This window comes from Pseudomonas sp. So3.2b (genome assembly GCF_019464415.1).
Classification (GTDB): domain Bacteria; phylum Pseudomonadota; class Gammaproteobacteria; order Pseudomonadales; family Pseudomonadaceae; genus Aquipseudomonas; species Aquipseudomonas shahriarae.
Genome location: NZ_CP080494.1, coordinates 5,182,050 through 5,205,753, shown reverse-complemented (window position 1 = coordinate 5,205,753; position 23,704 = coordinate 5,182,050). Strand labels below are relative to the sequence as shown.

At 61.5% G+C, this 23,704-nt stretch carries 24 protein-coding genes and 1 pseudogene; 11 read left to right on the top strand and 14 right to left on the bottom strand.

Translation table 11 applies throughout. From position 1 onward, the window contains the following. Positions 1-39: 39 nt before the first annotated feature. From K1X80_RS23400 to K1X80_RS23390, 3 genes are read left to right on the top strand one after another with little or no spacing between them, the layout of a single operon-like run. Positions 40-1,221, top strand: a complete 1,182-nt coding sequence (locus tag K1X80_RS23400; protein ID WP_220172528.1) for an amino acid ABC transporter permease — start codon at positions 40-42, stop codon at positions 1,219-1,221. A gap of 10 nt (positions 1,222-1,231) precedes the next feature. Beyond that, positions 1,232-2,329: an amino acid ABC transporter permease gene (locus K1X80_RS23395; protein WP_220172527.1), complete on the top strand. Its 1,098-nt coding sequence runs from the start codon at positions 1,232-1,234 to the stop codon at positions 2,327-2,329. Between the two features lie 10 nt (positions 2,330-2,339). Next, positions 2,340-3,104: an amino acid ABC transporter ATP-binding protein gene (locus K1X80_RS23390; protein WP_045062117.1), complete on the top strand. Its 765-nt coding sequence runs from the start codon at positions 2,340-2,342 to the stop codon at positions 3,102-3,104. 46 nt (positions 3,105-3,150) lie between these two features. Here K1X80_RS23390 and K1X80_RS23385 read toward each other — a convergent pair whose 3' ends face one another. Continuing rightward, positions 3,151-3,654, bottom strand: coding sequence for a type II toxin-antitoxin system MqsA family antitoxin (locus tag K1X80_RS23385; protein WP_258571533.1), 504 nt, complete (start codon positions 3,652-3,654; stop codon positions 3,151-3,153). A gap of 152 nt (positions 3,655-3,806) precedes the next feature. Between K1X80_RS23385 and K1X80_RS23380 the strand changes: the two genes are divergently transcribed. Then, positions 3,807-4,466, top strand: a complete 660-nt coding sequence (locus tag K1X80_RS23380) for a FadR/GntR family transcriptional regulator (protein ID WP_057438247.1) — start codon at positions 3,807-3,809, stop codon at positions 4,464-4,466. Beyond that, positions 4,456-5,736 (top strand): CynX/NimT family MFS transporter, encoded by a 1,281-nt coding sequence (locus tag K1X80_RS23375; RefSeq protein WP_057438249.1) that lies wholly within the window; start codon positions 4,456-4,458, stop codon positions 5,734-5,736. The genes K1X80_RS23380 and K1X80_RS23375 overlap by 11 nt, the downstream gene beginning before the upstream one ends. On the opposite strand, the gene K1X80_RS23370 is transcribed toward K1X80_RS23375, so the two are convergent. The 9 genes and pseudogenes from K1X80_RS23370 to K1X80_RS23335 all read right to left on the bottom strand — a co-directional run bounded on the left by K1X80_RS23370 (position 5,733) and on the right by K1X80_RS23335 (position 13,439). Next, on the bottom strand, positions 5,733-6,383 hold the full coding sequence (locus K1X80_RS23370; protein ID WP_169959725.1) for a DUF1120 domain-containing protein: 651 nt from the start codon (positions 6,381-6,383) through the stop codon (positions 5,733-5,735). The two genes, K1X80_RS23375 and K1X80_RS23370, sit on opposite strands and share 4 nt — an antisense overlap. 17 nt (positions 6,384-6,400) lie before the next feature. Further along, complete coding sequence (locus tag K1X80_RS23365) at positions 6,401-7,543, bottom strand: DUF1120 domain-containing protein (RefSeq protein ID WP_057958540.1); 1,143 nt, start codon at positions 7,541-7,543, stop codon at positions 6,401-6,403. Positions 7,544-7,554: 11 nt separating this feature from the next. Continuing rightward, positions 7,555-7,869 carry a FimD/PapC C-terminal domain-containing protein gene (locus K1X80_RS28335; protein ID WP_258571570.1) on the bottom strand — a complete coding sequence of 105 codons (315 nt, stop codon included), beginning with the start codon at positions 7,867-7,869 and terminating at the stop codon, positions 7,555-7,557. An 18-nt stretch (positions 7,870-7,887) separates the two neighbouring features. Then, positions 7,888-9,914, bottom strand: a pseudogene (locus K1X80_RS23360) (fimbria/pilus outer membrane usher protein); the annotation flags it as partial. A gap of 127 nt (positions 9,915-10,041) precedes the next feature. Next, the gene (locus K1X80_RS23355; protein WP_057958542.1) at positions 10,042-10,743 is read right to left on the bottom strand and encodes a fimbria/pilus chaperone family protein; all 702 of its coding nucleotides are present in this window, start codon (positions 10,741-10,743) and stop codon (positions 10,042-10,044) included. A gap of 33 nt (positions 10,744-10,776) precedes the next feature. Continuing rightward, positions 10,777-11,403 carry a DUF1120 domain-containing protein gene (locus tag K1X80_RS23350; protein WP_115128933.1) on the bottom strand — a complete coding sequence of 209 codons (627 nt, stop codon included), beginning with the start codon at positions 11,401-11,403 and terminating at the stop codon, positions 10,777-10,779. Between the two features lie 89 nt (positions 11,404-11,492). Beyond that, on the bottom strand, positions 11,493-12,113 hold the full coding sequence (locus K1X80_RS23345) for a DUF1120 domain-containing protein (protein ID WP_169989496.1): 621 nt from the start codon (positions 12,111-12,113) through the stop codon (positions 11,493-11,495). Between the two features lie 37 nt (positions 12,114-12,150). Further along, positions 12,151-12,765: a DUF1120 domain-containing protein gene (locus K1X80_RS23340; RefSeq protein ID WP_057958544.1), complete on the bottom strand. Its 615-nt coding sequence runs from the start codon at positions 12,763-12,765 to the stop codon at positions 12,151-12,153. A gap of 47 nt (positions 12,766-12,812) precedes the next feature. Beyond that, complete coding sequence (locus tag K1X80_RS23335; protein ID WP_057438259.1) at positions 12,813-13,439, bottom strand: DUF1120 domain-containing protein; 627 nt, start codon at positions 13,437-13,439, stop codon at positions 12,813-12,815. A 427-nt stretch (positions 13,440-13,866) separates the two neighbouring features. Between K1X80_RS23335 and K1X80_RS23330 the strand changes: the two genes are divergently transcribed. The 5 genes from K1X80_RS23330 to K1X80_RS23310 all read left to right on the top strand — a co-directional run bounded on the left by K1X80_RS23330 (position 13,867) and on the right by K1X80_RS23310 (position 17,399). Next, positions 13,867-14,676, top strand: coding sequence for a hybrid sensor histidine kinase/response regulator (locus tag K1X80_RS23330; RefSeq protein WP_057958546.1), 810 nt, complete (start codon positions 13,867-13,869; stop codon positions 14,674-14,676). Positions 14,677-14,876: 200 nt separating this feature from the next. Next, positions 14,877-15,512, top strand: a complete 636-nt coding sequence (locus K1X80_RS23325) for a response regulator transcription factor (RefSeq protein WP_057438263.1) — start codon at positions 14,877-14,879, stop codon at positions 15,510-15,512. 84 nt (positions 15,513-15,596) lie between these two features. Beyond that, positions 15,597-16,067 (top strand): nuclear transport factor 2 family protein, encoded by a 471-nt coding sequence (locus tag K1X80_RS23320; RefSeq protein WP_057444437.1) that lies wholly within the window; start codon positions 15,597-15,599, stop codon positions 16,065-16,067. A gap of 36 nt (positions 16,068-16,103) precedes the next feature. After that, on the top strand, positions 16,104-16,388 hold the full coding sequence (locus tag K1X80_RS23315) for a GIY-YIG nuclease family protein (RefSeq protein WP_057444436.1): 285 nt from the start codon (positions 16,104-16,106) through the stop codon (positions 16,386-16,388). Between the two features lie 81 nt (positions 16,389-16,469). Beyond that, positions 16,470-17,399: a glutathione S-transferase family protein gene (locus K1X80_RS23310; protein ID WP_057438265.1), complete on the top strand. Its 930-nt coding sequence runs from the start codon at positions 16,470-16,472 to the stop codon at positions 17,397-17,399. Between the two features lie 123 nt (positions 17,400-17,522). Here K1X80_RS23310 and K1X80_RS23305 read toward each other — a convergent pair whose 3' ends face one another. Together K1X80_RS23305 and yejK are read right to left on the bottom strand one after the other, a co-directional pair. Then, a complete protein-coding gene (locus K1X80_RS23305; protein WP_057438267.1) occupies positions 17,523-17,876 on the bottom strand; it encodes a glutaredoxin family protein in 354 nt (117 codons plus the stop codon). Next, on the bottom strand, positions 17,876-18,880 hold the full coding sequence (gene yejK / locus K1X80_RS23300) for a nucleoid-associated protein YejK (RefSeq protein WP_038443112.1): 1,005 nt from the start codon (positions 18,878-18,880) through the stop codon (positions 17,876-17,878). Before yejK ends, K1X80_RS23305 begins: the two co-directional genes overlap by 1 nt. A gap of 396 nt (positions 18,881-19,276) precedes the next feature. Between yejK and K1X80_RS23295 the strand changes: the two genes are divergently transcribed. Continuing rightward, positions 19,277-19,558, top strand: a complete 282-nt coding sequence (locus K1X80_RS23295) for an HU family DNA-binding protein (RefSeq protein WP_038443110.1) — start codon at positions 19,277-19,279, stop codon at positions 19,556-19,558. 67 nt (positions 19,559-19,625) lie between these two features. Here the strand turns inward: K1X80_RS23295 and rlmF are convergent, their stop codons facing one another. Next, complete coding sequence (rlmF, locus tag K1X80_RS23290; protein ID WP_057958549.1) at positions 19,626-20,642, bottom strand: 23S rRNA (adenine(1618)-N(6))-methyltransferase RlmF; 1,017 nt, start codon at positions 20,640-20,642, stop codon at positions 19,626-19,628. A gap of 138 nt (positions 20,643-20,780) precedes the next feature. Further along, a complete protein-coding gene (locus tag K1X80_RS23285) occupies positions 20,781-23,627 on the bottom strand; it encodes a valine--tRNA ligase (protein WP_186625889.1) in 2,847 nt (948 codons plus the stop codon). Positions 23,628-23,704 lie beyond the last annotated feature (77 nt).

Genomic DNA, 23,704 nt, shown 5'->3' with positions numbered 1-23,704 from the left:
GCCGGGTGATGTTCTGTTCCATTTTTTGCGGGGCACTTAATGCAAACTCAAATCGGCGCACCAAAACAGAAGCTCAGCTTCAGTGATCCAAAAGTGCGTGCGTGGCTGTTCCAGATCATCACCATCGTGGCGGTGGTCGCGTTGGGCTGGTACCTGTTCAACAACACGCAAACCAATCTTCAGCACCGGGGCATTACCTCCGGCTTCGACTTCCTGGAGCGCAGCGCCGGTTTCGGCATCGCTCAACATTTGATCGACTACACCGAATCGGACAGCTATGCCCGGGTCTTTGTGATCGGTCTGCTCAACACCTTGCTGGTCACCGTGATCGGTGTGGTCCTGGCCACCATCCTCGGGTTTATCATCGGCGTGGCCCGGCTGTCACCGAACTGGATCATCAGCAAACTGGCGACGGTGTATGTGGAGGTGTTTCGCAATATTCCGCCGCTGCTGCAAATCCTGTTCTGGTATTTCGCGGTGTTCCTGACCATGCCGGGGCCGCGCAACAGCCATAACTTCAGCGACACCTTTTTTGTCAGCAGCCGTGGCCTGAACATGCCGGCGGCCGTCGCGGCCGATGGGTTCTGGCCGTTTGTCGTCAGCGTGATGGTGGCGATCATCGCCATTGTGTTGATGAGCCGTTGGGCCAATAAACGCTTTGAAGCCACCGGCGTGCCGTTCCACAAGTTCTGGGCGGGTCTGGGGCTGTTCCTGGTGATCCCGGCGTTGTGCACGTTGCTGTTTGGTGCGCCCGTGCATTGGCAAATGCCGGAACTCAAGGGCTTCAACTTCGTCGGCGGCTGGGTTCTGATCCCCGAGCTGCTGGCGCTGACCCTGGCGCTCACGGTTTACACGGCAGCGTTTATTGCCGAGATCGTGCGTTCGGGCATCAAGTCGGTCAGCCACGGCCAGACCGAAGCCGCGCGCTCCCTGGGCATGCGCCCCGGGCCCACGCTGCGCAAGGTCATCATCCCGCAAGCCCTGCGGGTGATCATCCCGCCGCTGACCAGCCAATACCTGAACCTGGCGAAAAACTCGTCCCTGGCCGCCGGTATCGGTTACCCGGAAATGGTTTCGCTGTTTGCCGGCACGGTGCTCAACCAGACCGGCCAGGCCATCGAGGTCATTGCCATCACCATGAGCGTGTACCTGGCAATCAGCATCAGCATTTCCCTGCTGATGAACGGGTACAACAAGCGCATTGCGCTGATCGAACGGTGAGGACACCCGCATGACTTCCCATACTTTCAAACCTGATATGCCGCCGCCGAACAAAGTCTTCGGCCCGATGGCATGGATGCGCGCCAACCTGTTTTCCAGTTGGCTCAATACCCTGCTGACCTTGCTGGCGTTCTACCTGGTGTACCTGGTGGTGCCGCCGATCCTGCAGTGGGCGATCCTCGACGCCAACTGGGTCGGCACCACCCGCGCCGACTGCACCAAGGAAGGCGCCTGCTGGGTGTTTATCCAACAGCGCTTCGGGCAGTTCATGTACGGCTACTATCCCGGCGACCTGCGCTGGCGCGTGGACTTCACCGTGTGGCTGGCGGTGATTGGCGTGGCCCCGCTGTTTATCTCGCGGTTTCAGCGCAAGGCGGTCTATGGCCTGGGCTTTCTGGTGCTGTACCCGATCATCGCCTACTTCCTGCTGCACGGCGGGATCTTCGGCCTGACCAACGTCGCCACCAGCCAATGGGGCGGCCTGATGCTGACCCTGGTCATCGCCACCGTTGGCATCGCCGGGGCCTTGCCCCTGGGGATTGTGCTGGCGCTGGGGCGACGCTCGAACATGCCGGCGATTCGTGTGGTGTGTGTGACCTTCATCGAGTTCTGGCGCGGCGTGCCGTTGATTACCGTGCTGTTCATGTCGTCGGTGATGCTGCCGCTGTTCCTGCCTGAAGGCATGGGCATCGACAAGCTGCTGCGGGCCCTGATCGGCGTGATCCTCTTCCAGTCGGCCTATGTGGCTGAAGTGGTGCGCGGTGGCTTGCAGGCGATTCCCAAGGGGCAGTACGAAGCGGCCGCCGCGATGGGCCTGGGCTACTGGCGCAGCATGGGCCTGGTGATCCTGCCGCAAGCCCTGAAGCTGGTGATCCCCGGCATCGTCAACACGTTTATTGCGCTGTTCAAGGACACCAGCCTGGTGATCATCATCGGCTTGTTCGACCTGCTCAACAGCGTCAAGCAAGCCGCCGCCGACCCGAAATGGCTGGGCATGGCCACTGAAGGCTATGTGTTCGCGGCCCTGGTGTTCTGGATTTTCTGTTTTGGTATGTCGCGCTATTCCATTCATTTGGAACACAAGCTCGACACTGGCCACAAGCGTTAGGAGTTTTTTGATGAGCGAAGCAATCAAACAGCCGGTGAGCCCTGAAGGCATTATCCAGATGCAGGGCGTCAACAAGTGGTACGGCCAGTTCCATGTGTTGAAAGACATCAACCTCAACGTCAAGCAGGGCGAGCGTATCGTGCTGTGCGGCCCGTCGGGCTCGGGTAAATCCACCACCATTCGCTGCCTCAACCGCCTGGAAGAGCACCAGCAGGGGCGGATCGTGGTCGATGGCGTGGAACTGACCAATGACCTCAAGCAGATCGAAAGCGTGCGCCGGGAAGTGGGCATGGTGTTCCAGCACTTCAACCTGTTCCCGCACCTGACCATCCTGCAGAACTGCACGCTGGCGCCGATGTGGGTGCGCAAGATGCCCAAGCGCAAGGCCGAGGAAATCGCCATGCACTACCTGGAACGTGTGCGTATTCCGGAGCAGGCCCACAAGTTCCCGGGGCAATTGTCGGGCGGCCAGCAACAGCGTGTGGCGATTGCCCGTGCCCTGTGCATGAAGCCGAAAATCATGCTGTTCGACGAGCCGACCTCGGCCCTCGACCCGGAGATGGTCAAGGAGGTGCTGGACACCATGATCGGCCTGGCCGAAGACGGCATGACCATGTTGTGCGTGACCCACGAAATGGGCTTTGCGCGCACCGTGGCCAACCGCGTGATCTTTATGGACAAGGGCGAGATCGTGGAACAGGCGGCGCCCAATGACTTCTTCGACAACCCGCAGAATGAGCGGACCAAGTTGTTCTTGAGTCAGATTTTGCATTGATGGATGTTTGAGACCAACCCGGCCTGGCGCCGGGTTTTTTTTGCGGCTAGGAAGCGTTGAGTACTTCAGTGTCGCTGTTCACGGTAGAGGTGAAGGCACCGAACAAATCAGCACCCTCGGCGAGAGCTTTTGCGTCTGCCAGCAAATGTGGGTGACGATCCAATAACCGCATCAACAGCACCAAGGGTTTGGGTGCCATCAACTCACCGCGCTCGTACCGAGAGAACGCGTTGTGGCCGCCCCCGGACAGCAATTGCACTGCTTCTTTTTGTGTAAGGTGCCGTTTTCGGCGGATGCGTTTTATCTCGGCGCCGATCATTTTTCGCGCGGCGAGAACCAGCTTATCACCCGCTTCTGCATAGCGATCCGCACTATCGGTATCGGGGTCCCAAAAGCCGTCGCCACAGGCTTTGCATCCCCAGCCTGAAAGAGTGTCGACCCGACGCCCCATGCCCTGGACACTGATGGTTTTGCGTTCCTTCCAAGCCGCCTGACATCCGCCTTTATCACCGCCAAATCGTAATGAGGTGTGTACTTTTCCATAAGACACCTGAGGCCAATAATTACCCTTGAAGGGTAATTTTACTGATCGAAAATTCGCTTCCTTTGCCCGCCTGAAAACCCTGGTGCGTTGCTTCTGTAGGCAACTCCGAATAGGCTGTACGAAAATTCATCCTATGATTGGACGAAAGTACAAAACCCATGCCGGACATCGCCCCTCTGATCAAACGCTCCCTGGTCGACCAGGCCCTGGACCAACTGCGCCAGCGCATCACCCAAGGCAAATGGGCGATTGGCGAGCGCCTGCCCACCGAGCCGGAGCTGTCGGCCGAGCTGGGCATCAGCCGCAATACCGTGCGCGAGGCCATGCGGGTGCTGGCGTTCTCCGGGCTGATCGAGGTTCGCCAGGGAGACGGTAGCTACCTGCGTTCCATGACCGATCCGTTGGGGGTGATGAATGCCATGTCCCAGTGCACCCTGGAGCAGGCGCAGGAGACGCGGCAGATTCTTGAGGTCGAGGCCGTCGGCCTGGCGGCCTTGCGCCGCACCCCTGAGGATCTGCAACGCCTGCACCAAGCGCTGCGGGCCAGTGGCGAGCACTACCACGGCGACCTGGAGCACTACATCCAGTGCGACCTGGTGTTCCACAAGCGCCTGGTGGACGCGGCCCACAACCCGGCCTTGAGTGAGCTGTACCAGTACTTTTCCAGCATCGTCGGCGCCCAGTTGCGCCAGACCCTGAATATCAAGCCGCGTCGCCAGGCAGTGTTCGACCTGCATGTCGAACTGCTCAATGCCGTGGAGCAGCAGGCCCCGGAGCGCGCCAAAGCCCTGTCCCGGCAGTTGATCAATGAACCTTGAACCCGAGAACGCCATGCCCCGCCCAGAAAATGCCCTTGAAGAATTGCTGATCGACGCCGAGGCCGACGACGAGGTGGTCCAGCACAGTCCGCCGCAGGTGCATCGTCCGTGGCTGTTATTACTGGGCCTGATTCTGGTGGCGTTGAACCTGCGCCCGGCGTTGTCGAGCATGGCACCGCTGCTCAGTGAAGTGTCCGCCAGCTTGGGGTTGTCGGCGGCCCAGGCCGGCCTGCTGACCACCTTGCCGGTGCTGTGCCTGGGCCTGTTTGCGCCCATGGCGCCGATCCTCGCCCGACGGTTTGGCGCCGAGCGTGTGGTGCTGGGGATTTTATTGACCCTGGCCGCCGGGATCATTCTGCGCAGCTCGTTCGGTGAGGTCGGGCTGTTCGCCGGCAGTCTGTTGGCCGGGGCCAGTATCGGCATTATCGGGGTGTTGTTGCCGGGGATCGTCAAGCGTGACTTCGCCAGGCAGGCCGGGGCCATGACGGGGGTCTACACCATGGCCCTGTGCCTGGGCGCGGCGTTGGCAGCAGGGGCCACGGTGCCGTTGAGTCATTACTTCGCAGACAGCTGGAACATCGGCCTGGGCTTCTGGATGCTGCCGGCACTGCTGGCGGCGCTGTTCTGGTTACCGCAAGTCGGGCAGAAACACGGCGCCCACCAGGTGGCGTACCGGGTCAAGGGCTTGCTGCGCGACCCGCTGGCCTGGCAGGTGACGTTGTATATGGGCCTGCAATCGTCCCTGGCCTATATCGTGTTCGGCTGGCTGCCGTCGATCCTCATCGGCCGTGGCCTGAGTGCCACTGAAGCCGGGTTGGCCCTGTCCGGCTCGATCATCGTGCAACTGGCCAGCTCCCTGGCCGCACCCTGGCTGGCCACCCGTGGCAAGGATCAACGCCTGGCCATTGTGGTGGTGATGCTGCTGACCCTCGGCGGCCTGTTCGGGTGCCTGTATGCACCGTTGGACGGTCTGTGGGGCTGGGCGATTCTGTTGGGCCTGGGACAGGGTGGCACGTTCAGCCTGGCGCTGACCTTGATCGTGCTGCGCTCGCGCGATTCCCATGTGGCCGCCAACCTGTCGAGCATGGCCCAGGGCATCGGCTACACCCTGGCGTCCCTTGGCCCGTTCGCGGTCGGCCTGGTGCATGACTGGACCGGCGGCTGGACGGCCATTGGCTGGATTTTCGCGGTAATCGGCCTGGGTGCAATCGTCGCCGGGCTGGGCGCAGGACGTGCGCAGTATGTGCAGGTCACCAGCGAGAAACTCTAGAGATACAGCACTTCCAGGGTTGCCGAGCCATCCAGCGGGGTATCGGTGCTCAGGTCCAGGTTCTGCCGGGCATTGATCACCGCCTCGACTTTGACCGTGCTGATCAGAACCTGAATCGCCGAGGGTCCGGCGACACTGTCTTTGGTTTCGGTGAAACCCAGGTAACTGTTGGCGCCAATCTCGATGGTGTTGAGGTTGGCGGTACGCCAGGCCAGGCCGCCGGTGGTGGACTCGGTGCCGTAGATCAGCGAAGTACTGTCGACCAGCGTTTTTCTGGGATCAAACGTCATGGAATACAGCCCGATGCGATTACCACTGTTGTCGAACCCCAGCCCGTAATAGATCTCGCTGTTGACCGTGGCCGAACCGTTGCGATTGTCGCGCATGCGCAGGGCAAAGCGCGCTGGGGCATTGCAGCCGATTCTGACTTGCAACTGCTTGATCGGCAGGCGTGTGCCCTTGTCGAGGTTCAGGTCATGCTGGGAAATCTTGCCGTAGTCGATCATCCCGCCGCTGGACAGCAGCGGGGTACAGGCTGTCGGCGTGACCTGGCCTTTGACGCTCAGGTCCACGGTCGAGGCGGCCAGCGCAGGTTGCGCCGAGACCAGTAACAGCAGGGCGGGCAAAGCCAGGCAGTGCTTGTGCATAAAGAAGGTTCCAGAGGTCAGAGGTAGATGATTTCCAGGGTGCCGGAGCCGTTGATACGCACCACGTTGCGCAGGTCCATGGATTGGGTGGGGGCCAGGTAGGGCTTGATGCGCACCGTGCCGACCAGGTGTTGAGCGGCAATCGGCCCCAGGGTGCTGCCGATGCTGTCGGTAAACCCCATCAGGCTATTGGCGGCGATCGGGATCTGCCGGGCGGTGGCGCTGCTCCAGGCCTGGCCGTTGCTGGTGGAGTCGGTGCGATAGAGGGTGCCCAGGTTATCGGCGCTGAAGTCCGCCGGGTCGATGTTCAGATAGTAGCGACCGATTTTGTTGTGACTGGCATCCACGCCCAGGCCGTAGGCGGTCTCATCGGTGCCGCCGGTGGCCGAGCCGAATCGGTTGTCGTGCATCACCAGGGCGAAGCGTGCGGGGGCATCGCAATTCACGGAAAACTGCAACGTACGGGTGGGCAGCGGGGTTTCTGCAGTGGCGCTCAGGTCCTTGGCCAGCAAGGTGCCGTAATCCACCAGGCCGCCGTTGGATAACTGCGGTGTGCAAGCGACGGGGGCGAAGTGGGCGCGCAGGGTCAGTTCCCGGTAGCGTCCGCTTTGGGGGGCGTCGAAGGTGCCCGACACTTCCCAGGTGGTCGCATCGCGCACGTGGGTCGCGGCCACGTCGGCCCAGGCACTGAGGCTTACTTGCAGGGAAAAGTGCTGGCCTTGCACCGGAGTGCCGCGGACCATCGGCACCACCCCATGGCCTGGACGCCAGTTCAACGCTGTGGCGACGGTGGCGGGAGGCTGGCCGGCGCCCGGTAGTAACCCCAGCTCCACTGCCTGGCCATCCAGCACGCCATCGCTGACTTGCAGGGCGTAGTGTCCATGTTCGGTAAATTGCAGGTATTGCGCATTCGCCGCCAGGGCCCGATAGAACACACTCATATCCGCCGGTTGCGGACAGCTCAGGTTCAGGCTCAGGCGGCGTTCGCCGAGCAGGCGCTGGGGGGCGCTGTCGTTTTGTGCAAGGCGGCTCATCAGGCCCAAATCCAGCAGGGATTCACTGAGGGTCAACTGGCACTCGTCATCGGCCAGGGCATTGCCGGCAAGGCCGACGGTAAGCACGACCGCCATCAGTCGCTTTGGAGCGCGGAAAAGGCGCATGGTGATCGTCCTCATAAGGCGTTGCAGCTCGCTGGCGCGGTTTCGAAGTACACCTGGGGATCGCCCTTGGCCGACAGTTCAAACTGCAGCCGGCAGCGCTCCATCTCTGGTGCGCTGACCCACAATTCGGACTGCTCCAGCACGTTGGGCAGGAACACCTGGCCACCGTCCTGCACCAGGGTCACGAACTCGCCGCTGGCGGTACTGACAGAGGCGCCACGGGGCAGCAACTCCCCCTGCGCGGTGCGCGCGGTGAGCAACACTCGACGGGTCAAGGTCACGCCGAATTCGACCCGTTGCACGGCGCCGCGCCCGGCCGAGATCATGGTCAGGCCGTTGTTGATATCGGCGTTGCGCGGCAGCGAGCGGGTCTGCACTTCTACCGGGCTGCGGCCATAGGCGCTCACCTGGGGCACCACGGCCTGGCCTTGCCAGTCGGTCCACACCGGGCCGCTGGGCGTGCTCAGCTTGATACCGCCCATGTCGCCCAGCGCCACCACGGCAAAGGTGTCGCGCACCGCATACGGCGACAACGTGACACCGCCACCATGCAGCACCACGCCCCCCGGGCGCTGCCCTGATAGCTCGAACGCTCGGCATCGGCGCGGCTGTAGCTGAAATCGAGTTGGCTGTAGCGGGGCAGGGCCGAGAGGCCGAGGGTGGTTTCGACCTGCTGGTCGCGGGTGTCGTGTTCGGCGCTGACGCGGTAACTCAATTGATCGTCGATCTGTTCGTTCAGCCCCAGCCCCGTGCGATGTTCGCCACCCGAGTTGCGGACCCAGGCCCGCACGCGGCGGCTCTCGCCCAGGGGCAGGCTGACGTTCAGGTACACCGCGTTGTCCTGCTGCTGGCGCCCGCCCATCTGCCACTCGGCACTGGCCGACAATGACACCCCGCCGACGCTGGTGCCCCAGGACGCCAGGCCGCGACTGCTGCTCTCGCCGTCAGCGCTGCTCGAGCGCGAAACCCCGGCACTGAAAGCCCCCAGCCACGGGTGGGACCAGCCCAGCGTGGCGCTTTGTTGGTCGCGATAACGGGAGCGCGGTTGCTGGGTGGTGTCGGGCGCGTAGGTGGCTTCTTCCAGTTCCCGATAGCCCGGTGTCCTCCAGGAATTGGCCACGCTGAACGACCACTGATCATTCAGGCGCTGGGCCCAGGACAGGTCGGTTTGCAGGCCACGGACCTTATCCCGCGCCTGGGTATCGGCGAGCTGTGTGGACAGCTGGATCTGACTGTCCAGCCACGGCAGCCAACCCAGGCTCAGCCCCGCAGCCCGGTATTCACTGGACATCAGCACGCCGCTGCCCAGGGACAGTTGCGAGTGCACGGCACCGGTCCAGCCCGCGCTGGCGACCCACGGATCGTCGCCCTGGGCATCGCCGATATTGCGCACACGGCCCACCGCCACCGAGTACCCCGGTGCTGGCAACCCGAGGCCGAGCATGGCGGCGGGGACGGTGAAGCGTCGCTCGCCGCCGCTGCTTTCCTTGACCGTGACTTCGACGTCCGAACGCGAGTTCGGGCGCCGTACGTCCGTCAGGGAGAACGGTCCGGCGGGCACCACCGTGGAGTGAATCAACGCGCCGTTCTGCCGCACCTCGACTTGCGCCGGGCTGTTGGCAATACCGTCGATGGTCGCGCTTTGCCCCTGTTCCAGTAGAGCCTGTTCGGTCAGGACCTGGACCCCGGTGATCTGCGCACCGGATAACACCGGGTTGTAGAGGCTGATCTGCCCGGCTTGCAGCACGGCTTGATGGCTGGCAAAGGTGCGCTGGGCATAGGCCTCCAGATGGGTGCTGCGCGACAGCCCATCCTGCCAGGTCTGTACTTGGCGGCTGCGCACGATCCAGTCGCCGGCGTTGAAACCCACCTCGGTATTGGCCGAGCCAAACCGGCTGTTGCCGTCGCCGAAGCGGTTATAGAACCCTGTGAGATCGTAATTGAGCAAGCCGGCGACGCCGCCGGTTTCATAGCCCGAGACGTCCTGTTGCACCGGGCGCAATGCATCGGTCGGCACCACCAGGGACACGCTGAGGCTGGCGGGGTCCGGCTCCACCAGGCTTTGTGGGTACTGCGCGAGAAAATCATGGCAGGGCCCTTCGTCGCCGGGGATCGTCAGGTTGGCGGCGTCCAGCAAGGATCGGTCAAAACACAGTACGCCCTGTTGATCAAAACCCACCTCCAGGCGCCCACGAGGCTGGCCGTTGACCCGCAGGCTCACCGCCTGCCTGCCGGCGGCAAAGCGCGGGGCGTCCAGCAGCAGGTTGGCCAACTCTGGGTCAATGCCGCGCTGGTGCAGGGTGGTGGCGTCGAAGCCGGGCCGTGCTTCGGCCCAGGCTTTGCCCGGCAATAAGGCACAGGCCAGCAGCATCGCGGGGAAGGCAAGGCGAGCGGGAGTGTCGGGCACTGCTTCGCCGTCACGGGAGCTCAATATTGTTTTCACGAAAGGCACTCGATTGAAGGGCGTCTGTGGCGGGTCGGGAACCTCTTGTTGCTCGTCAGATGATCGGGGCTTCGTAGGCGGCAGCCGCAAAGCCGTAGACGGTGGCCGGTTGCAGTCGCACTTTAGTGGCGGGGCCGCCGCTGGCCTGCACACTCAGGGTCTCCCCGGGCAACACGTAGGTGCGAGGCAGCATGGCTTTGCCGTCACCGGGCAGCAGGCGCAGGTCCTGGGCCAGGCGCACCACATACGGGCTGTCGTTGCGCACGTGCAAGGTACTGCCCTGTTGCGACCAGGTCAGGCTGGTCCAGGGCGTGCGATTGAGGGCCAGACCCTTGGGGTGGATGATCACCGGCAGGTTCTGGCGCACCGTCACGCCGACCTGTGCGTGCCCGGCTTTGGCCGCGGAACGGCCCTGGGGCATACCTTCGAAGATCGCCCGTTTGAGCCGCTGGGTACGCAGCGGTTGTTGGCTTTGCAGGATGAAACGGACCAATTGCGATTTGTCCGGCTCCACCCGCGACAGTGGCGGCGTGACTACCAGCAGGGGTTCGGTGTCTTCGGGAATGTCTTCCAGGGTGACGTGCAACAAGGCGAGCTGGCCGTCGGTGTTGGTCACTGAAACGGCGGCCTCACCCTCGGCTTCGTAAATAATCACCACGGAGGTGTCCGGCACCATGCCGTCGGCCTGGGCCTGTGCGCCAAGCAGCAGCGACAGGGCAAGCCAGCAGGTTGCTGTTTTGAGTAAGGTTGTGGTCATGCCGGGGTCTTCCATTGGGGCAGCGTGAAGAGGTCAGAGGTAACGCAGGTCCAGCACGATGGAGCCATCGAGCGGCACCTCCTGATTCAGGGTCAGGTACTGGGTGAAGTTGATCGACGTGTCGATGCGCAATTGAGTCGTCAACTGGCCGATGAAGTCCGGCTGGCGATCTCCGGGCAGGGCAAAGCCGACATAGGATTTGGGGTACGCATTGGGTTCCGGGCGCCAGGTTTCGCCACTGTCGGTGGAGGCCAGGACCTGCATGGGCTGTGAGTCGCCCTGGGGGTTGCGATAGGACAGGGCGATGGACCCCAGGCGCTCGGCCGGGACGTGGATGTTTCGGCCCAAGCCATAGAAGAACCCAGGGGCCAGTGAGGATTGCGCGCGGTTATCGAGCCCCACCAGGGCGAACAACATCGGCCTGGTGCATTGCACCTTCAGTTCCAGCAACTGGCCCGGTAGTACGGTGAACTCGTTGGCGTTGAGGGTGTGTGCGGGAATTTTCCCATGATTAACCGTGCCGTCCTCTGACAGCGTCACGTGGCAGGCATCCGGCGTCAGCCGCCCCGTTACCGTGATATCGACAGAAGACGCGGCGAAGGCCGCTGCGCCATTCGTCAGCAAAAGCCAGATCGCCAGAAGGCGAGGGTAGGTGTTCATCGGTGGGCGCCACTGGCCGAAGTAGACACGGCCGATACGAAAGAAATACCCATGCCCGCAAGTCTCAGCCAGGCATGGGCGTCCAAGGGTTACAGGTACTTGACTTCAAGGGTGGCGGAACCATCGAGGGTGACCTCGTTGCTCAGGTCCAGGCCGTCGGTACGGGCAATGCTGGTTTCCACCACCAGTTCCGCCACCAGCTCCTGGATGGAGGCCGGCTGGGTGGCGTCATCCATGGTGGCTGCGGCCATGTACAAACCTGGATTCCAGAACTTTTCGCTGTACCAGGTATTGCCGCCGTCTGCGGATGCAATCGGCTGCATCGGTATTCCGTCGGCGACCGCGTTGCGTAGCGTCAACCCGAACCAGCCCAGTTTTTGCGTGCCGTTGATCAAGCCCAGGCCGAACTGGGCCGCAGTGGGGGACGAGCCGGCGCGGTTGTCGATGGCGTGCAGGGCAAATTGAATCGGGGCATCGCACGTGACCCCCAGGATCAGGACGTGGGTGCCGATTTGTGTGGGGCTGTCCGCACGCAAGTCTTTCGCGGAAATCTTGCCATGGTCGACGATTCCGCCATGGTCCATGTTAGGCGTACAGGCGCTGGGGACGATCAGACCCTTGACGGTCAGGTCGACGGTGGAGGCCGCGTAACTGGTGGCAGAGCCAAGCAGCAGCAGGCTGGTGGCGATGGCGGTGAACACGGGTTTCATGGGAGCGAGTTCCTTTCGATTGGGGCTGTGTGTGGCGTTACAGATAGTTGACCTGGACCGTGGCGTGCCCATCGACGGGGACTTCGTCGGTCAGGGTCAGGCCATCGGCAGGCGCAATGTGGGTGTACAGGCGGATCTCCGCGTCCAAGGCGCGGACGGCGATAGGTACCAGGTCATTGCCCCTCGCAACTGCCGTCACCAGGGTGTGGTTGAGCATATTGGTCAGTTCCCACGTCACGCCGCCGTCTCGCGAGGTAATGGTCCGTACCGGGGCACCGTCAGCTATCGGGGTGTAGAGATGAAAGGCGGACCCTCCCAGTTTCTCGCCCCCGGGCGTCATGCCCAGGCCATGCCAGTTGTCGTGGTTGGCCGAGGAGCCGGCACGGTTGTCGACAGTGTTCAGGGTGAAAAGCGTCGGTGCTTCACAGCGCACGCTCAGTAGCATGGATTGATTGGGCAGTTTGGTGTGCTGGTCGGCGTTGAGGTCCTTGGCCGACATTTTCCCGAAGTCGATGGTGCCGTCGCCTGAGATCAACGGTGCGCAGGCGCTGGGCGTAATGGTGCCTTTGACGGCGAGGTCGGTGGTGCTGGCGGCGAATGCCGCCGGTGTGAACAGCAATGTCAGTAGGAGTCTGGAGGCAAAAGCGTTCATAGACATAGGGCCCTTTATCTGGAGTGGTCCAAGCAGCGTCGACCGGTTTAGAGGTACTTCACTTCCAGGGTTGCCGAACCGTCCAGCGCCACCTCATCGGTCAGGGTCAGCGTGTTTGCCGGGGCAATCCAGGTATTGAGCACGATCTCCACGGATGCGGTTTCGAGGGGGTGCGGCAAGTAGCCGACATCCGGGACAAAGCTGCCGAATGCAATCAACCGGTTGGGCGCGACATAGTCGTCGTCCCACTGCATGCGCCATGTGCCATCGCGAAATTGCAGCATTTGCGATGGGATGTCGGCGACGGGGTTACGCACGATCACTACATACATCCCGAGTTTTTCCGTGCCATTGATCAGCCCCAGGCCATAGCCTGAGGCATTGGTGCCGTGCGATGTACCTGCCCGATTATCGACAGGGTTGATCGCAAACAGCGTCATGGCCTCGCAATTCACAGTCAGTTGCAGGGTCTTGTCTTCAATTCGTGTTTGTGTGTCCGGGTTCAGGTCTTTGGCCGAGATTTTCCCGAAGTCGATAGCGCCCGGCACGGTGAGGGTGCAGGCGCTTGGGGTGATAAGCCCTTTGACCGTAAGGTCCACGGTGCTGGCGGCAAAGGCCGATGAGGCACTGGCGAGCAACAGGGCGGTGCCCACCAGGTTTAACGACTTGTTCATGTTCAGGTTGTTCCAGTGCAGGTTCGGCTGATAAGGCGCACACGGCAATACCTGCCCTTTGTGAAGGGTGGCTTACAAGGCGGCTTGGCTTATGGGTTTCAGGGCTGCTGCGGGGCGGCGCCTGAGCTCCCTCTTCTCGGGGTAGGCGCAATTTAGCGGGGAGACTGGGCAGGGGAAATACAACTATTACGACAATCGGCGGGAGAGGGAAATCAGTTTGGAGCGTGTCGGAATAAGTTAATTTGTTTTGTAGGAAAGTTGGTTTTTTCGTAGTTTTTGCATCGTCATGACCGCCTTCATAAGGCTACTTTTGTAGTGCGATAGCAGTCGTGTGAAGTGTTCGCACGTCCCCTGGCTGTTGCGTCAGCGTTGCCGGCCTACTACGAGCGCTGGGCGTTGCAGGACCCATCGCAATCATGAGGTGACCATGGAGACTGGCGTATTTTCCAACGCAGTGCTTTCCCGTGAACCGACACCTTCGCCTACACCGCCTGTGCACTGGCAGCACCTCAAGGTACTGGTGGTGGAAGACCACTCCGCCTACCGCATCTTAATGGGGTGGTTCCTCAAACAGCTCGGGCTGGGCCATCAATTGGTCGGCGACGGGCAGCACGGGCTGGCAGCCCTTACCGAACGGCGATTCGACCTGGTGATCAGTGATTGCCAGATGCCGCATATGGACGGCTACACCATGAGCCGTGCAATCCGTCTGCGTGAACACGCTAACGCCCAGAGGCGGGTACCGATCATTGCCTTGACCGGTAACCTGGTACATGACGACCCCCAGCGTTGCCGCGATGCAGGCATGGATGCCTGGTTGCTCAAGCCGTTGTCCCTGGGGCAATTGCATAGCGTATTGGCATTGTGGCTGCCAGGCCCGGCCGATGTGCAGGCGCCGGTGCCCGTTTCGGCACTCTGGCCGACCCGTGCCGGCCTGATTGAAACCTTTGGCGATGCTCTTGTAGTGGACCAGATGCTCGCCAGCCTGCTTTGCGAAGCCCGGGAGGACAGTGTCGGCCTGGCTCATGCGTGCCGGACTCTGAATGCGCCGTTGACCGCCGAGCGCTTGCATCGCCTGGTGGGGAGCCTGGCCTTCCTCGGGGTGGCGGACCTGGAGTTGCGAGGCATGCGCCTGATCGAGCGCGTCCATGCCCAGGGCATAGCATTGAGCGCGTCGCAGCTGGAAGCGTTCCAGGCTGACTTGCATACCTACCTCACTTACTTGGGCTCGCTGTGATGCCTTTGTCGATTTGTAGGTAAATGGAAGTCTGTGTTGAAAGTTTTTGGTGTAGGCGTTTTCTTTTTATTTTGTAGGTGTTGCCGGGCTGGCTACCAAACATTGATCGTGATGAAAAAACCGGGAGCTCAGGCAGTTGTTGAAGGGGACCGGCGCAGGTATTTTGCGCGGATTCAAGTTGCCATCATCCGTGGGTATTTATGCTTCGCGTAATTATTGCTGACGATCATCCCATTGTGCGTATCGGGCAGAGAGTGGTAATCGAGGCGAATGGTCGGTGCAAAGTCGTGGGGGAGGCCGATGGCCCCGATGAACTGCTGCGGTTGCTGGAAACCACGCCCTGCGACGTACTGGTGACCGACTTCGCTATGCCGGGCGGCCAGCAGGCTGACGGCTATGGCCTGCTGAGCCTGTTGCACCGCCAGTACCCGAGGTTGCCGGTGATTTTGGTGACCATGTTTGCCAACGTCGCCACCTTGCGCGCCTCCTTTGCCCACGGCGCACAGGCGATCGTCGCCAAAAGTGCCTCGGCCAAGGAGTTGCCCCTGGCTATCAAGACGGTGCACGCCGGCCAGACCTTTGTCAGCGAATGCCTGCGGGTGCAGTTGGTGGAGGCGGGTACGGGCGACCAGTCGCAACAGCCGCAGTTGTCCGGCAAGGAGCGCGAAGTGGTGCGCATGCTCGCCAGTGGCATGACGGTCAGTCAGATCGCCGCGCGGGTCAATCGCAGCATTTCCACCATCAGCAAACAGAAAAGCACGGCCATGAACCGCCTGTGTATTTCCACCGACGTGGATCTGTTCGCCTATGCTCGCAGCTGCGGGATGGTGCCCTAGGTATTCCGCAGATCAATGCCGATGGTGTTGCAGGCCCATGCACACTATCGTAAGTGACTTTCAACCCTTCGCCGGATGCTGCCCATGAGCGACGCCCATAACGCCCTGATCAACGAGTTCTATGGCGCCTTCCAGCGCCTGGATGCCGAGGCCATGAGTGCCTGCTACACCGAGGATGTGCTGTTCAGCGACCCGGCGTTCGGCGAATTGCGCGGGCGCGATGCCGGCGACATGTGGCGCATGCTCACCACCCGGGCCAAGGACTTTTCCCTGACCTTCGACCAGGTACACAGTGACGACAACAAAGGCAGTGCTCATTGGGTGGCGACCTACCTGTTCAGCCAGACCGGCCGCACGGTGGTCAACGATATCCAGGCGCGCTTTGTGTTTCGCGACGGCAAGATCTGCGAGCACCACGACCATTTCGACCTGTGGCGCTGGTCGCGTCAGGCCCTTGGCACCAAGGGCCTGCTGCTGGGCTGGACGCCGCTGGTGCGCAACGCGGTGCGCGGCCAGGCGTTGAAAGGGTTGAAGGCGTTCCAGGCCAGTCGTTGATAAGATTGGCGCTCTTTTCGTTTGCCAGAACCTTTTGTGAACAGCCCACCTGAACCTGTCGCGCCCAAACCCTGGTTTGTCTACCTGGTCCGGGCGGCCAATGGCGCGCTCTATTGCGGGATCAGCAACGATCCGCTGCGCCGCTTTGCGATGCACCAGAGCGGCAAGGGCGCGCGGTTTTTTCTGTCCAGCCCGGCGGTGGCGCTGGTGTATACCGAGGCTTGCGCGAGCAAGGGCGAAGCCCTGCGCCAGGAACGCCTGATAAAGAAGCTCAAGAAAAGCGCCAAGGAGTGTCTGGCCCGGGCTTATCAATCTGACTGATCAGTTCCCATCAGGCCAATGGCTAGGCCGCCGGGGTTTTGCGCGATAATCTGGCCGCTCCTTCATCTGGCGGAGTCCGGCATGTCTGAGTTGATCCTGCACCACTACCCCCAATCCCCTTTCGCGGAAAAAGCCCGCCTGCTCCTGGGCTTCAAAGGGCTGTCCTGGCATTCGGTGATCATTCCCCCGGTGATGCCCAAGCCGGACCTGACGGCCCTGACCGGCGGTTACCGCAAAACCCCGGTGCTGCAGGTGGGCGCGGATATTTATTGCGACACCGCGCTGATCGCCCGCCGCCTGGAACAGGAAAAGGCCACGCCGCCGCTGTTTCCCGAAGGCCAGGAACTGCTCAGCCAAAGTTTTGCCGCCTGGGCCGATTCAGTGGTGTTTTCCCATGCCGTGGCCCTGGTGTTCCAACCCGAATCCCTGGCCGTGAAATTTGCCAAGGTGCCACCGCAGTTGCTGCAGGTGCTGGTCGCCGACCGTAGCAAGATGTTCGGCGACGGTAGCGCCGCCCGCATGCCGCTGGAGGTGGCGCGGCACCAGTGGCCGGCAATCATTGCGCGGCTTGAGCAACAGTTGCAGCGTCAGTCAGGGGATTTCCTGTTTGGCGAACCGTCGATTGCCGACTTCGCCATGGCCCATCCGTTGTGGTTCCTCAAAGGCTCATCAGTGACCTCGCCGCTTGTGGATAACTATCCGGCTGCCAGCGCCTGGCTTGCTCGGGTGCTGGGCTTCGGGCATGGCACCGCCAGCGAGATGAATGCCGGGCAGGCCCTGGAAATCGCCCGCGATAGCGCGCCTGCGGCGTTGCCGGATGAAGTGTTTGAAGATCCCAACGGGTTCAAGGTCGGCCAGCAAGTGACCATCGCCGCGACCGACTACGGCGTCGACCCGGTGGCGGGGGAGTTGGTGTTTGCCGGTCGCGAAGAGTTGATCCTGCGCCGCGAGGATGAGCGTGGCGGCACCGTGCATGTGCACTTTCCGCGCCTGGGCTTCTTAATCCGTTAATCAAACCGCTGTAGGCGCGGGTTTGCTCGAATGCCGTTCAGTCAGGCGTAGATCCCACATTTGGTCTTCGCTGCGTTGAGCATTGCGTTCGCTTAACGGGTCGGCATTAGGGCTTGCTCGCGCCTACAGGTTCAGGGCGGACAGGATGGCATCCGGGTTGTAGTCGCGGATCTGCGTGCCATTCACGTCCACAAATGGAATCCCGCCGCCTCCCAGGGCCTCATAAGCCTTGCGTCCCTGGGCGTCCTTCTCGATGTCCACGGTCTTGTAGGGGATACCCTTCTGATCGAGGAACCGCTGGGTCTGCTTGCAGTACCCGCACCACTCGGTGCTGTACAGCGTGACCCGGGCAGTGGCGCGTACCTGCTCCGGGACGACCTGCGACGGATTGAACAGTCGCTCGATCTTGCCCCAGTTCTGGATCGCCACCACCACCAGCAACACCAGCAGGACTTTCTTCAGTACCCCGCCGAGCATCAGTTACGGCGCTTGAGCTGGTCGGTCAGTTGGGTCGGCAAGCCCTTGATGATCAGGGTGCCGGCGGCTTCGTCATACTCGATCTTGTCGCCCAGCAGGTGCGCTTCAAAGCTGATCGACAGGCCCTCGGCGCGCCCGGTGAAGCGGCGGAACTGGTTGAGGGTGCGTTTATCCGCCGGGATTTCCGGCGACAGGCCGTAATCCTTGTTGCGGATATGGTCGTAGAAGGCCTTTGGCCGATCTTCATCAATCAGGCCCGACAGTTCTTCCAGGCCCATCGGCTCGCCGAGCTTGGCCTGGCTGCTGGCGTAATCCACCAGGGTCTTGGTTTTCTCGCGGGCGGACTCGTCCGGCAGGTCTTCGCTTTCGACGAAGTCACTGAAGGCCTTGAGCAGGGTGCGAGTCTCGCCCGGACCGTCGACGCCTTCCTGGCAGCCGATAAAGTCGCGGAAGTACTCCGAGACCTTCTTGCCGTTCTTGCCCTTGATAAACGAGATGTACTGTTTGGACTGCTTGTTGTTCTGCCATTCGGACACGTTGATGCGTGCCGCCAGGTGCAACTGGCCCAGGTCCAGGTGGCGCGAGGGCGTCACGTCCAGCTCGTCGGTCACGGCCACGCCTTCGCTGTGGTGCAGCAGGGCGATAGCCAGGTAGTCGGTCATGCCCTGTTGATAGTGGGCAAACAACACGTGGCCGCCGACGGAGAGGTTGGACTCCTCCATCAGTTTTTGCAGATGCTCCACGGCAATCCGGCTGAAGGCGGTGAAATCCTTGCCGCCTTCGAAGTATTCCTTCAACCAGCCACTGAACGGGTGCGCGCCGGACTCGGCATGGAAGAAACCCCAGGCCTTGCCTTGTTTGGCGTTATAGCTCTCGTTGAGGTCGGCGAGCATGTTCTCGATGGCGGCGGACTCGGCCAATTCGGAGTCACGGGCGTGGAGAACTGCGGGCGTGCCGTCGGGTTTTTTGTCGATCAGGTGGACGATGCAATGACGGATCGGCATGGGCTTCTCGGCTGGTTGAGCGGGAGCGGTTGGCCTCCCGGAAAAAGTCGCCAGTGTACCGCACCCGTTGGTCGCGGCGTCGTTTGAAGCGGTTTCGGGAGGCCTCTGACGGGTCAGATGCCTTTTTTTCACGGTTTAGAGCGATAAAGCTGACCAAATGGGTAGGTAGAAGCGGATATTTCCCCGTCTCTGTGCTAGTTTTGCCCGGTCTTACGCGATGTATCGGCGTTAAGCGTGCATTCAGCATTTGTCAGGTCGAACCAAACCCCGTTTCAGGCATCTATAACCCCGATCTCTCGCGGTTATGGCCAGGGGTGCCAGGCCATGACGGTCGGGCTCGATGGCTGACACTGCACTCTGCAATCCAAATGAATTTGATAGGGAAGGAACACCACAATGGCTTTGACTAAAGACCAACTGATCGCTGATATCGCCGAATCCACTGATACCACCAAGGTTCAAGTACGTGCCGTACTGGAGCAACTGGCTCAGATCGTTGGTGACCAGCTGGACAACGGCGGCGAAATCACTCTGCCAGGTGTTGGCAAGCTGAAAGTGACCGAGCGTCCAGCCCGTACCGGCCGTAACCCTTCGACTGGCGCTGCCATCGAAATCGCTGCGAAGAAAGTGATCAAGCTGGTTGTGGCCAAAGGCCTGACCGACTCGATCAACAAGTAAGACGCAGCAAAAAAAACCGTGCACCGGAGCGATCCGGGCACGGTTTTTTGTTGCCTGCGATTTACCTCTAGCGCACCCAGCGCTGGCGCCAGATCTGCTGCTCGTTCTTGGTCTGGAAGGTCCAGGCCACAAAACGGCTCTGTTTCTGGCCTTGGGACATCTCCACTACCTGGCTTTCCAGGGCACCGGCTTTTTTCAGCGCGGTCTCGATGGCAGGCAGGTTCGAGGCTTTTGACACCAGGGTGCTGAACCACAGCACTTTATGGGCGAAATGCGCGCTTTCGGCGATCAATTGCGTGACAAACCGCGCTTCGCCGCCCTCACACCATAGCTCTGCCGACTGGCCGCCGAAGTTCAGTACCGGCAACTTGCGCTTGGGGTCGGCCTTGCCCAGGGCGCGCCACTTACGCTCGCTGCCTTTGGTCGCTTCGTCCATGGAGGCATGGAACGGCGGGTTGCACATGGTCAGGTCAAAACGCTCACCCGGCTCCAGCAGCCCCAGCAGAATATGTTTCGGGTTGGTTTGCAGGCGCAGTTGGATGACCTTGCTCAGGTCGTTGGACTGCACGATGGCCTTGGCGGCCGCCACGGCGGTAGGGTCAATCTCGGAGCCGAGGAAATTCCAGCGGTAATCCATGTAGCCGATCAGCGGGTAGACGCAGTTGGCGCCCATGCCGATATCCAGCACCTTGACGATCGAGCCACGGGGGATCTTGCCGTCGTTGACACTGGCCAGCAGGTCGGCGAGGAAGTGCACGTAGTCGGCACGCCCTGGCACCGGTGGGCACAGGTAGTCAGCCGGGATATCCCAGTGCTGCACGCCATAGAACGCCTTGAGCAGCGCCCGGTTGAACACCCGCACCGCGTCCGGGCTGGCGAAGTCGATGCTTTCCTTGCCGTAGGGGTTGAGGATCACGTACTGGGCCAGTTCCGGCGTAGTCTTGATCAGTGCCGGGAAGTCGTAACGGCCCTGGTGGCGGTTGCGCGGATGCAGAGTGGCCTCTTTGCGTGGCACCACGGGCTTGGCTGTGGCGGCGGTTTTCGGCTTCTTGCGGGGCGGTTTGGGTGTGCTGGGGGCGGTCATGATGATTCTGGTGTTGGCTCAAAGTGGCGGCCATTGTCACACATCCTGAGCCCGCCCCGGGCAAATGTGGGAAGCGGGGTGTTTTCCAGGGCCAAAAAAAAGAGACCCGAAGGTCTCTTTTTTTACCCGGGTTGCCTCTTACAGGCTGGAAATCCGCGCACGTTGCTCCGCCAGCTTGCCCAACGCCTGTTCGGCCTCGGCCAGCTTGGCGCGTTCCTTGTCGATGACTTCGGCCGGGGCCTTGTCCACGAAGGCTGCATTGGACAGCTTGCCGCCCACGCGCTGCACTTCGCCCTGCAGGCGCAGGATTTCCTTGTCCAGGCGCGCCAGCTCGGCACCTTTGTCGATCAGGCCGGCCATCGGCACCAGCACTTCCATCTCGCCGACCAGTGCGGTGGCAGACAGCGGTGCTTCGGCGCCGTCAGCCAATACGGTGATCGACTCCAGCTTCGCCAGCTTCTTGAGCAGGGCGTCATTCTCGGTGAGACGGCGCTGGTCCTCGGCACTGGCGTTCTTCACGAACACCGCCAAAGGCTTGCCTGGGCCGATGTTCATCTCGGCGCGGATATTGCGCGTGCCGAGCATCAGGGTCTTGAGCCATTCGATATCGCTTTCGGCAGCCTCGTCGATGCGTGCTTCATTGGCCACTGGCCAAGGTTGCAGCATGATGGTCTTGCCTTCGATACCGGCCAGCGGCGCCAGGCGCTGCCAGATTTCTTCGGTGATGAACGGCATGAACGGATGCGCCAGGCGCAATGCCACTTCCAGCACGCGCACCAGGGTGCGACGGGTACCGCGCTGGCGCTCGACCGGCGCGTTCTCGTCCCACAGCACCGGCTTGGAGAGTTCCAGGTACCAGTCGCAATACTGGTTCCAGATGAACTCGTACAAGGCCTGGGCGGCCAGGTCGAAACGGAACTGGTCGAGTTGGCGGGTCACTTCGGCTTCGGTGCGCTGCAGCTGCGAGATGATCCAGCGATCAGCCAGGGACAGCTCAAAGGCTTCGCCGTTCTGGCCGCAGTCTTCGCCCTTGTCCAGCACGTAGCGCGCTGCGTTCCAGATCTTGTTGCAGAAGTTGCGATAGCCTTCGACGCGACCCATGTCGAACTTGATGTCGCGACCGGTGGACGCCAGCGAGCAGAAGGTGAAACGCAGGGCGTCGGTGCCGTAGCTGGCGATGCCGTCGGCGAACTCGTCGCGGGTCTGCTTCTCGATCTTTTTCGCCAGTTTTGGCTGCATCATGCCCGAAGTGCGTTTCTGCACCAGGGTTTCCAGGTCGATACCGTCGATGATATCCAGCGGGTCCAGGACGTTGCCCTTGGACTTGGACATCTTCTGGCCCTGGCCATCACGTACCAGGCCGTGTACGTACACGGTCTTGAACGGTACCTGCGGGGTGCCGTCTTCATTCTTCACCAAGTGCATGGTGAGCATGATCATCCGGGCAACCCAGAAGAAAATGATGTCGAAGCCGGTGACCAGCACGTCGGTGGAGTGGAATTTTTTCAGGAACTCGGTCTGTTGCGGCCAGCCCAGGGTGGAGAACGTCCACAAGCCCGAGCTGAACCAGGTGTCGAGTACGTCGTTGTCCTGTTGCAACGCGACGTCCGGACCCAGATTGTTCTTGGCGCGTACTTCGGCTTCGTCGCGGCCGACATAGACCTTGCCCGACTCGTCGTACCAGGCCGGAATGCGATGGCCCCACCACAACTGACGGCTGATGCACCAATCCTGGATGTCACGCATCCATGAGAAGTACATGTTTTCGTACTGTTTAGGCACGAACTGGATACGGCCGTCTTCCACAGCCGCGATTGCCGGCTCGGCCAGCGGCTTGGTGGACACGTACCATTGGTCGGTCAGCCACGGCTCGATCACGGTGCCGGAACGGTCGCCTTTTGGCACTTTCAGGGCGTGGTCGTCAACGCTGACCAGCAGGCCAGCGGCGTCGAAGGCGGCAACGATCTGCTTACGCGCTTCGAAACGGTCAAGGCCGGCGTATTCGGCCGGGATCCTGCCGTCGATGCTGTCGTTCAGCGTACCGTCCAGGTTGAACACCTGGCAGGCCGGCAATACGGCGGCGTTCTTGTCGAAGATGTTGAGCAGCGGCAGGTTATGGCGCTTGCCGACTTCATAGTCATTGAAATCGTGGGCCGGGGTGATTTTCACGCAGCCGGTGCCGAATTCAGGGTCGCAGTAGTCGTCCGCGATGATCGGGATGCGGCGGCCTACCAGCGGCAGCTCGACGAACTTGCCGATCAGCGCCTGGTAGCGCTCGTCGTTCGGGTTAACCGCTACGGCGGCGTCGCCGAGCATGGTTTCCGGACGGGTGGTGGCGACGATCAGGTAGTCGTTGCCTTCGGCGGTCTTGGCGCCGTCGGCCAGCGGGTATTTGAGGTTCCACAGGAAACCCTTCTCGTCGTGGTTTTCCACTTCAAGGTCGGAAATCGCTGTGTGCAGCTTGGTGTCCCAGTTGACCAGGCGCTTGCCACGGTAGATCAGGCCATCTTCATGCAGGCGCACGAAGGCTTCCTTGACCGATTCCGACAGGCCATCGTCCATGGTGAAGCGCTCGCGGCTCCAATCCACCGACGAGCCGAGACGACGGATCTGACGGCTGATATTGCCGCCGGAATGGTCTTTCCATTCCCAGATCTTCTCCAGGAACTTCTCGCGCCCCAGGTCGTGACGGTTTTGGCCGGTGGCTTCCAGTTGGCGCTCTACCAGCATCTGGGTGGCGATACCCGCGTGGTCGGTGCCTGGCTGCCACAGGGTGTTGCGGCCCTGCATACGGCGGAAACGGATCAACGCATCCATGATCGCATTGTTGAAGCCATGGCCCATGTGCAGGCTGCCAGTGACGTTCGGCGGCGGAATCATGATGGTGTAGGACTCGCCCGCACCTTGCGGAGCGAAATAATTCTCGGACTCCCAGGTCTGGTACCAGGAAGTTTCAATAGCGTGCGGCTGGTAGGTCTTATCCATGCGCGGCGGGACCCTAGTTGGCATTTATTCAGGAAAGCCGGCAAGTATAACGAGGGATAGGGGAGAGGGCGAGACGA

Coding starts and splice junctions, on each gene's coding strand:
- K1X80_RS23375 (WP_057438249.1), top strand. CDS start 4,456: ATGAACCTTGAACCCGAGAACGCCATGCCCCGCCCAGAAAATGCCCTT.
- K1X80_RS23350 (WP_115128933.1), bottom strand. CDS start 11,403: ATGAACACCTACCCTCGCCTTCTGGCGATCTGGCTTTTGCTGACGAAT.
- K1X80_RS23305 (WP_057438267.1), bottom strand. CDS start 17,876: ATGCTCGGCGGGGTACTGAAGAAAGTCCTGCTGGTGTTGCTGGTGGTG.
- K1X80_RS23310 (WP_057438265.1), top strand. CDS start 16,470: ATGTCTGAGTTGATCCTGCACCACTACCCCCAATCCCCTTTCGCGGAA.
- K1X80_RS23355 (WP_057958542.1), bottom strand. CDS start 10,743: ATGACCACAACCTTACTCAAAACAGCAACCTGCTGGCTTGCCCTGTCG.
- K1X80_RS23380 (WP_057438247.1), top strand. CDS start 3,807: ATGCCGGACATCGCCCCTCTGATCAAACGCTCCCTGGTCGACCAGGCC.
- K1X80_RS23345 (WP_169989496.1), bottom strand. CDS start 12,113: ATGAAACCCGTGTTCACCGCCATCGCCACCAGCCTGCTGCTGCTTGGC.
- K1X80_RS23395 (WP_220172527.1), top strand. CDS start 1,232: ATGACTTCCCATACTTTCAAACCTGATATGCCGCCGCCGAACAAAGTC.
- K1X80_RS23365 (WP_057958540.1), bottom strand. CDS start 7,543: ATGCGCCTTTTCCGCGCTCCAAAGCGACTGATGGCGGTCGTGCTTACC.
- K1X80_RS28335 (WP_258571570.1), bottom strand. CDS start 7,869: ATGATCTCGGCCGGGCGCGGCGCCGTGCAACGGGTCGAATTCGGCGTG.
- K1X80_RS23285 (WP_186625889.1), bottom strand. CDS start 23,627: ATGGATAAGACCTACCAGCCGCACGCTATTGAAACTTCCTGGTACCAG.
- K1X80_RS23370 (WP_169959725.1), bottom strand. CDS start 6,383: ATGCACAAGCACTGCCTGGCTTTGCCCGCCCTGCTGTTACTGGTCTCG.
- K1X80_RS23400 (WP_220172528.1), top strand. CDS start 40: ATGCAAACTCAAATCGGCGCACCAAAACAGAAGCTCAGCTTCAGTGAT.
- K1X80_RS23340 (WP_057958544.1), bottom strand. CDS start 12,765: ATGAACGCTTTTGCCTCCAGACTCCTACTGACATTGCTGTTCACACCG.
- K1X80_RS23295 (WP_038443110.1), top strand. CDS start 19,277: ATGGCTTTGACTAAAGACCAACTGATCGCTGATATCGCCGAATCCACT.
- K1X80_RS23335 (WP_057438259.1), bottom strand. CDS start 13,439: ATGAACAAGTCGTTAAACCTGGTGGGCACCGCCCTGTTGCTCGCCAGT.
- K1X80_RS23320 (WP_057444437.1), top strand. CDS start 15,597: ATGAGCGACGCCCATAACGCCCTGATCAACGAGTTCTATGGCGCCTTC.
- yejK (WP_038443112.1), bottom strand. CDS start 18,880: ATGCCGATCCGTCATTGCATCGTCCACCTGATCGACAAAAAACCCGAC.
- K1X80_RS23330 (WP_057958546.1), top strand. CDS start 13,867: ATGGAGACTGGCGTATTTTCCAACGCAGTGCTTTCCCGTGAACCGACA.
- rlmF (WP_057958549.1), bottom strand. CDS start 20,642: ATGACCGCCCCCAGCACACCCAAACCGCCCCGCAAGAAGCCGAAAACC.
- K1X80_RS23325 (WP_057438263.1), top strand. CDS start 14,877: ATGCTTCGCGTAATTATTGCTGACGATCATCCCATTGTGCGTATCGGG.
- K1X80_RS23390 (WP_045062117.1), top strand. CDS start 2,340: ATGAGCGAAGCAATCAAACAGCCGGTGAGCCCTGAAGGCATTATCCAG.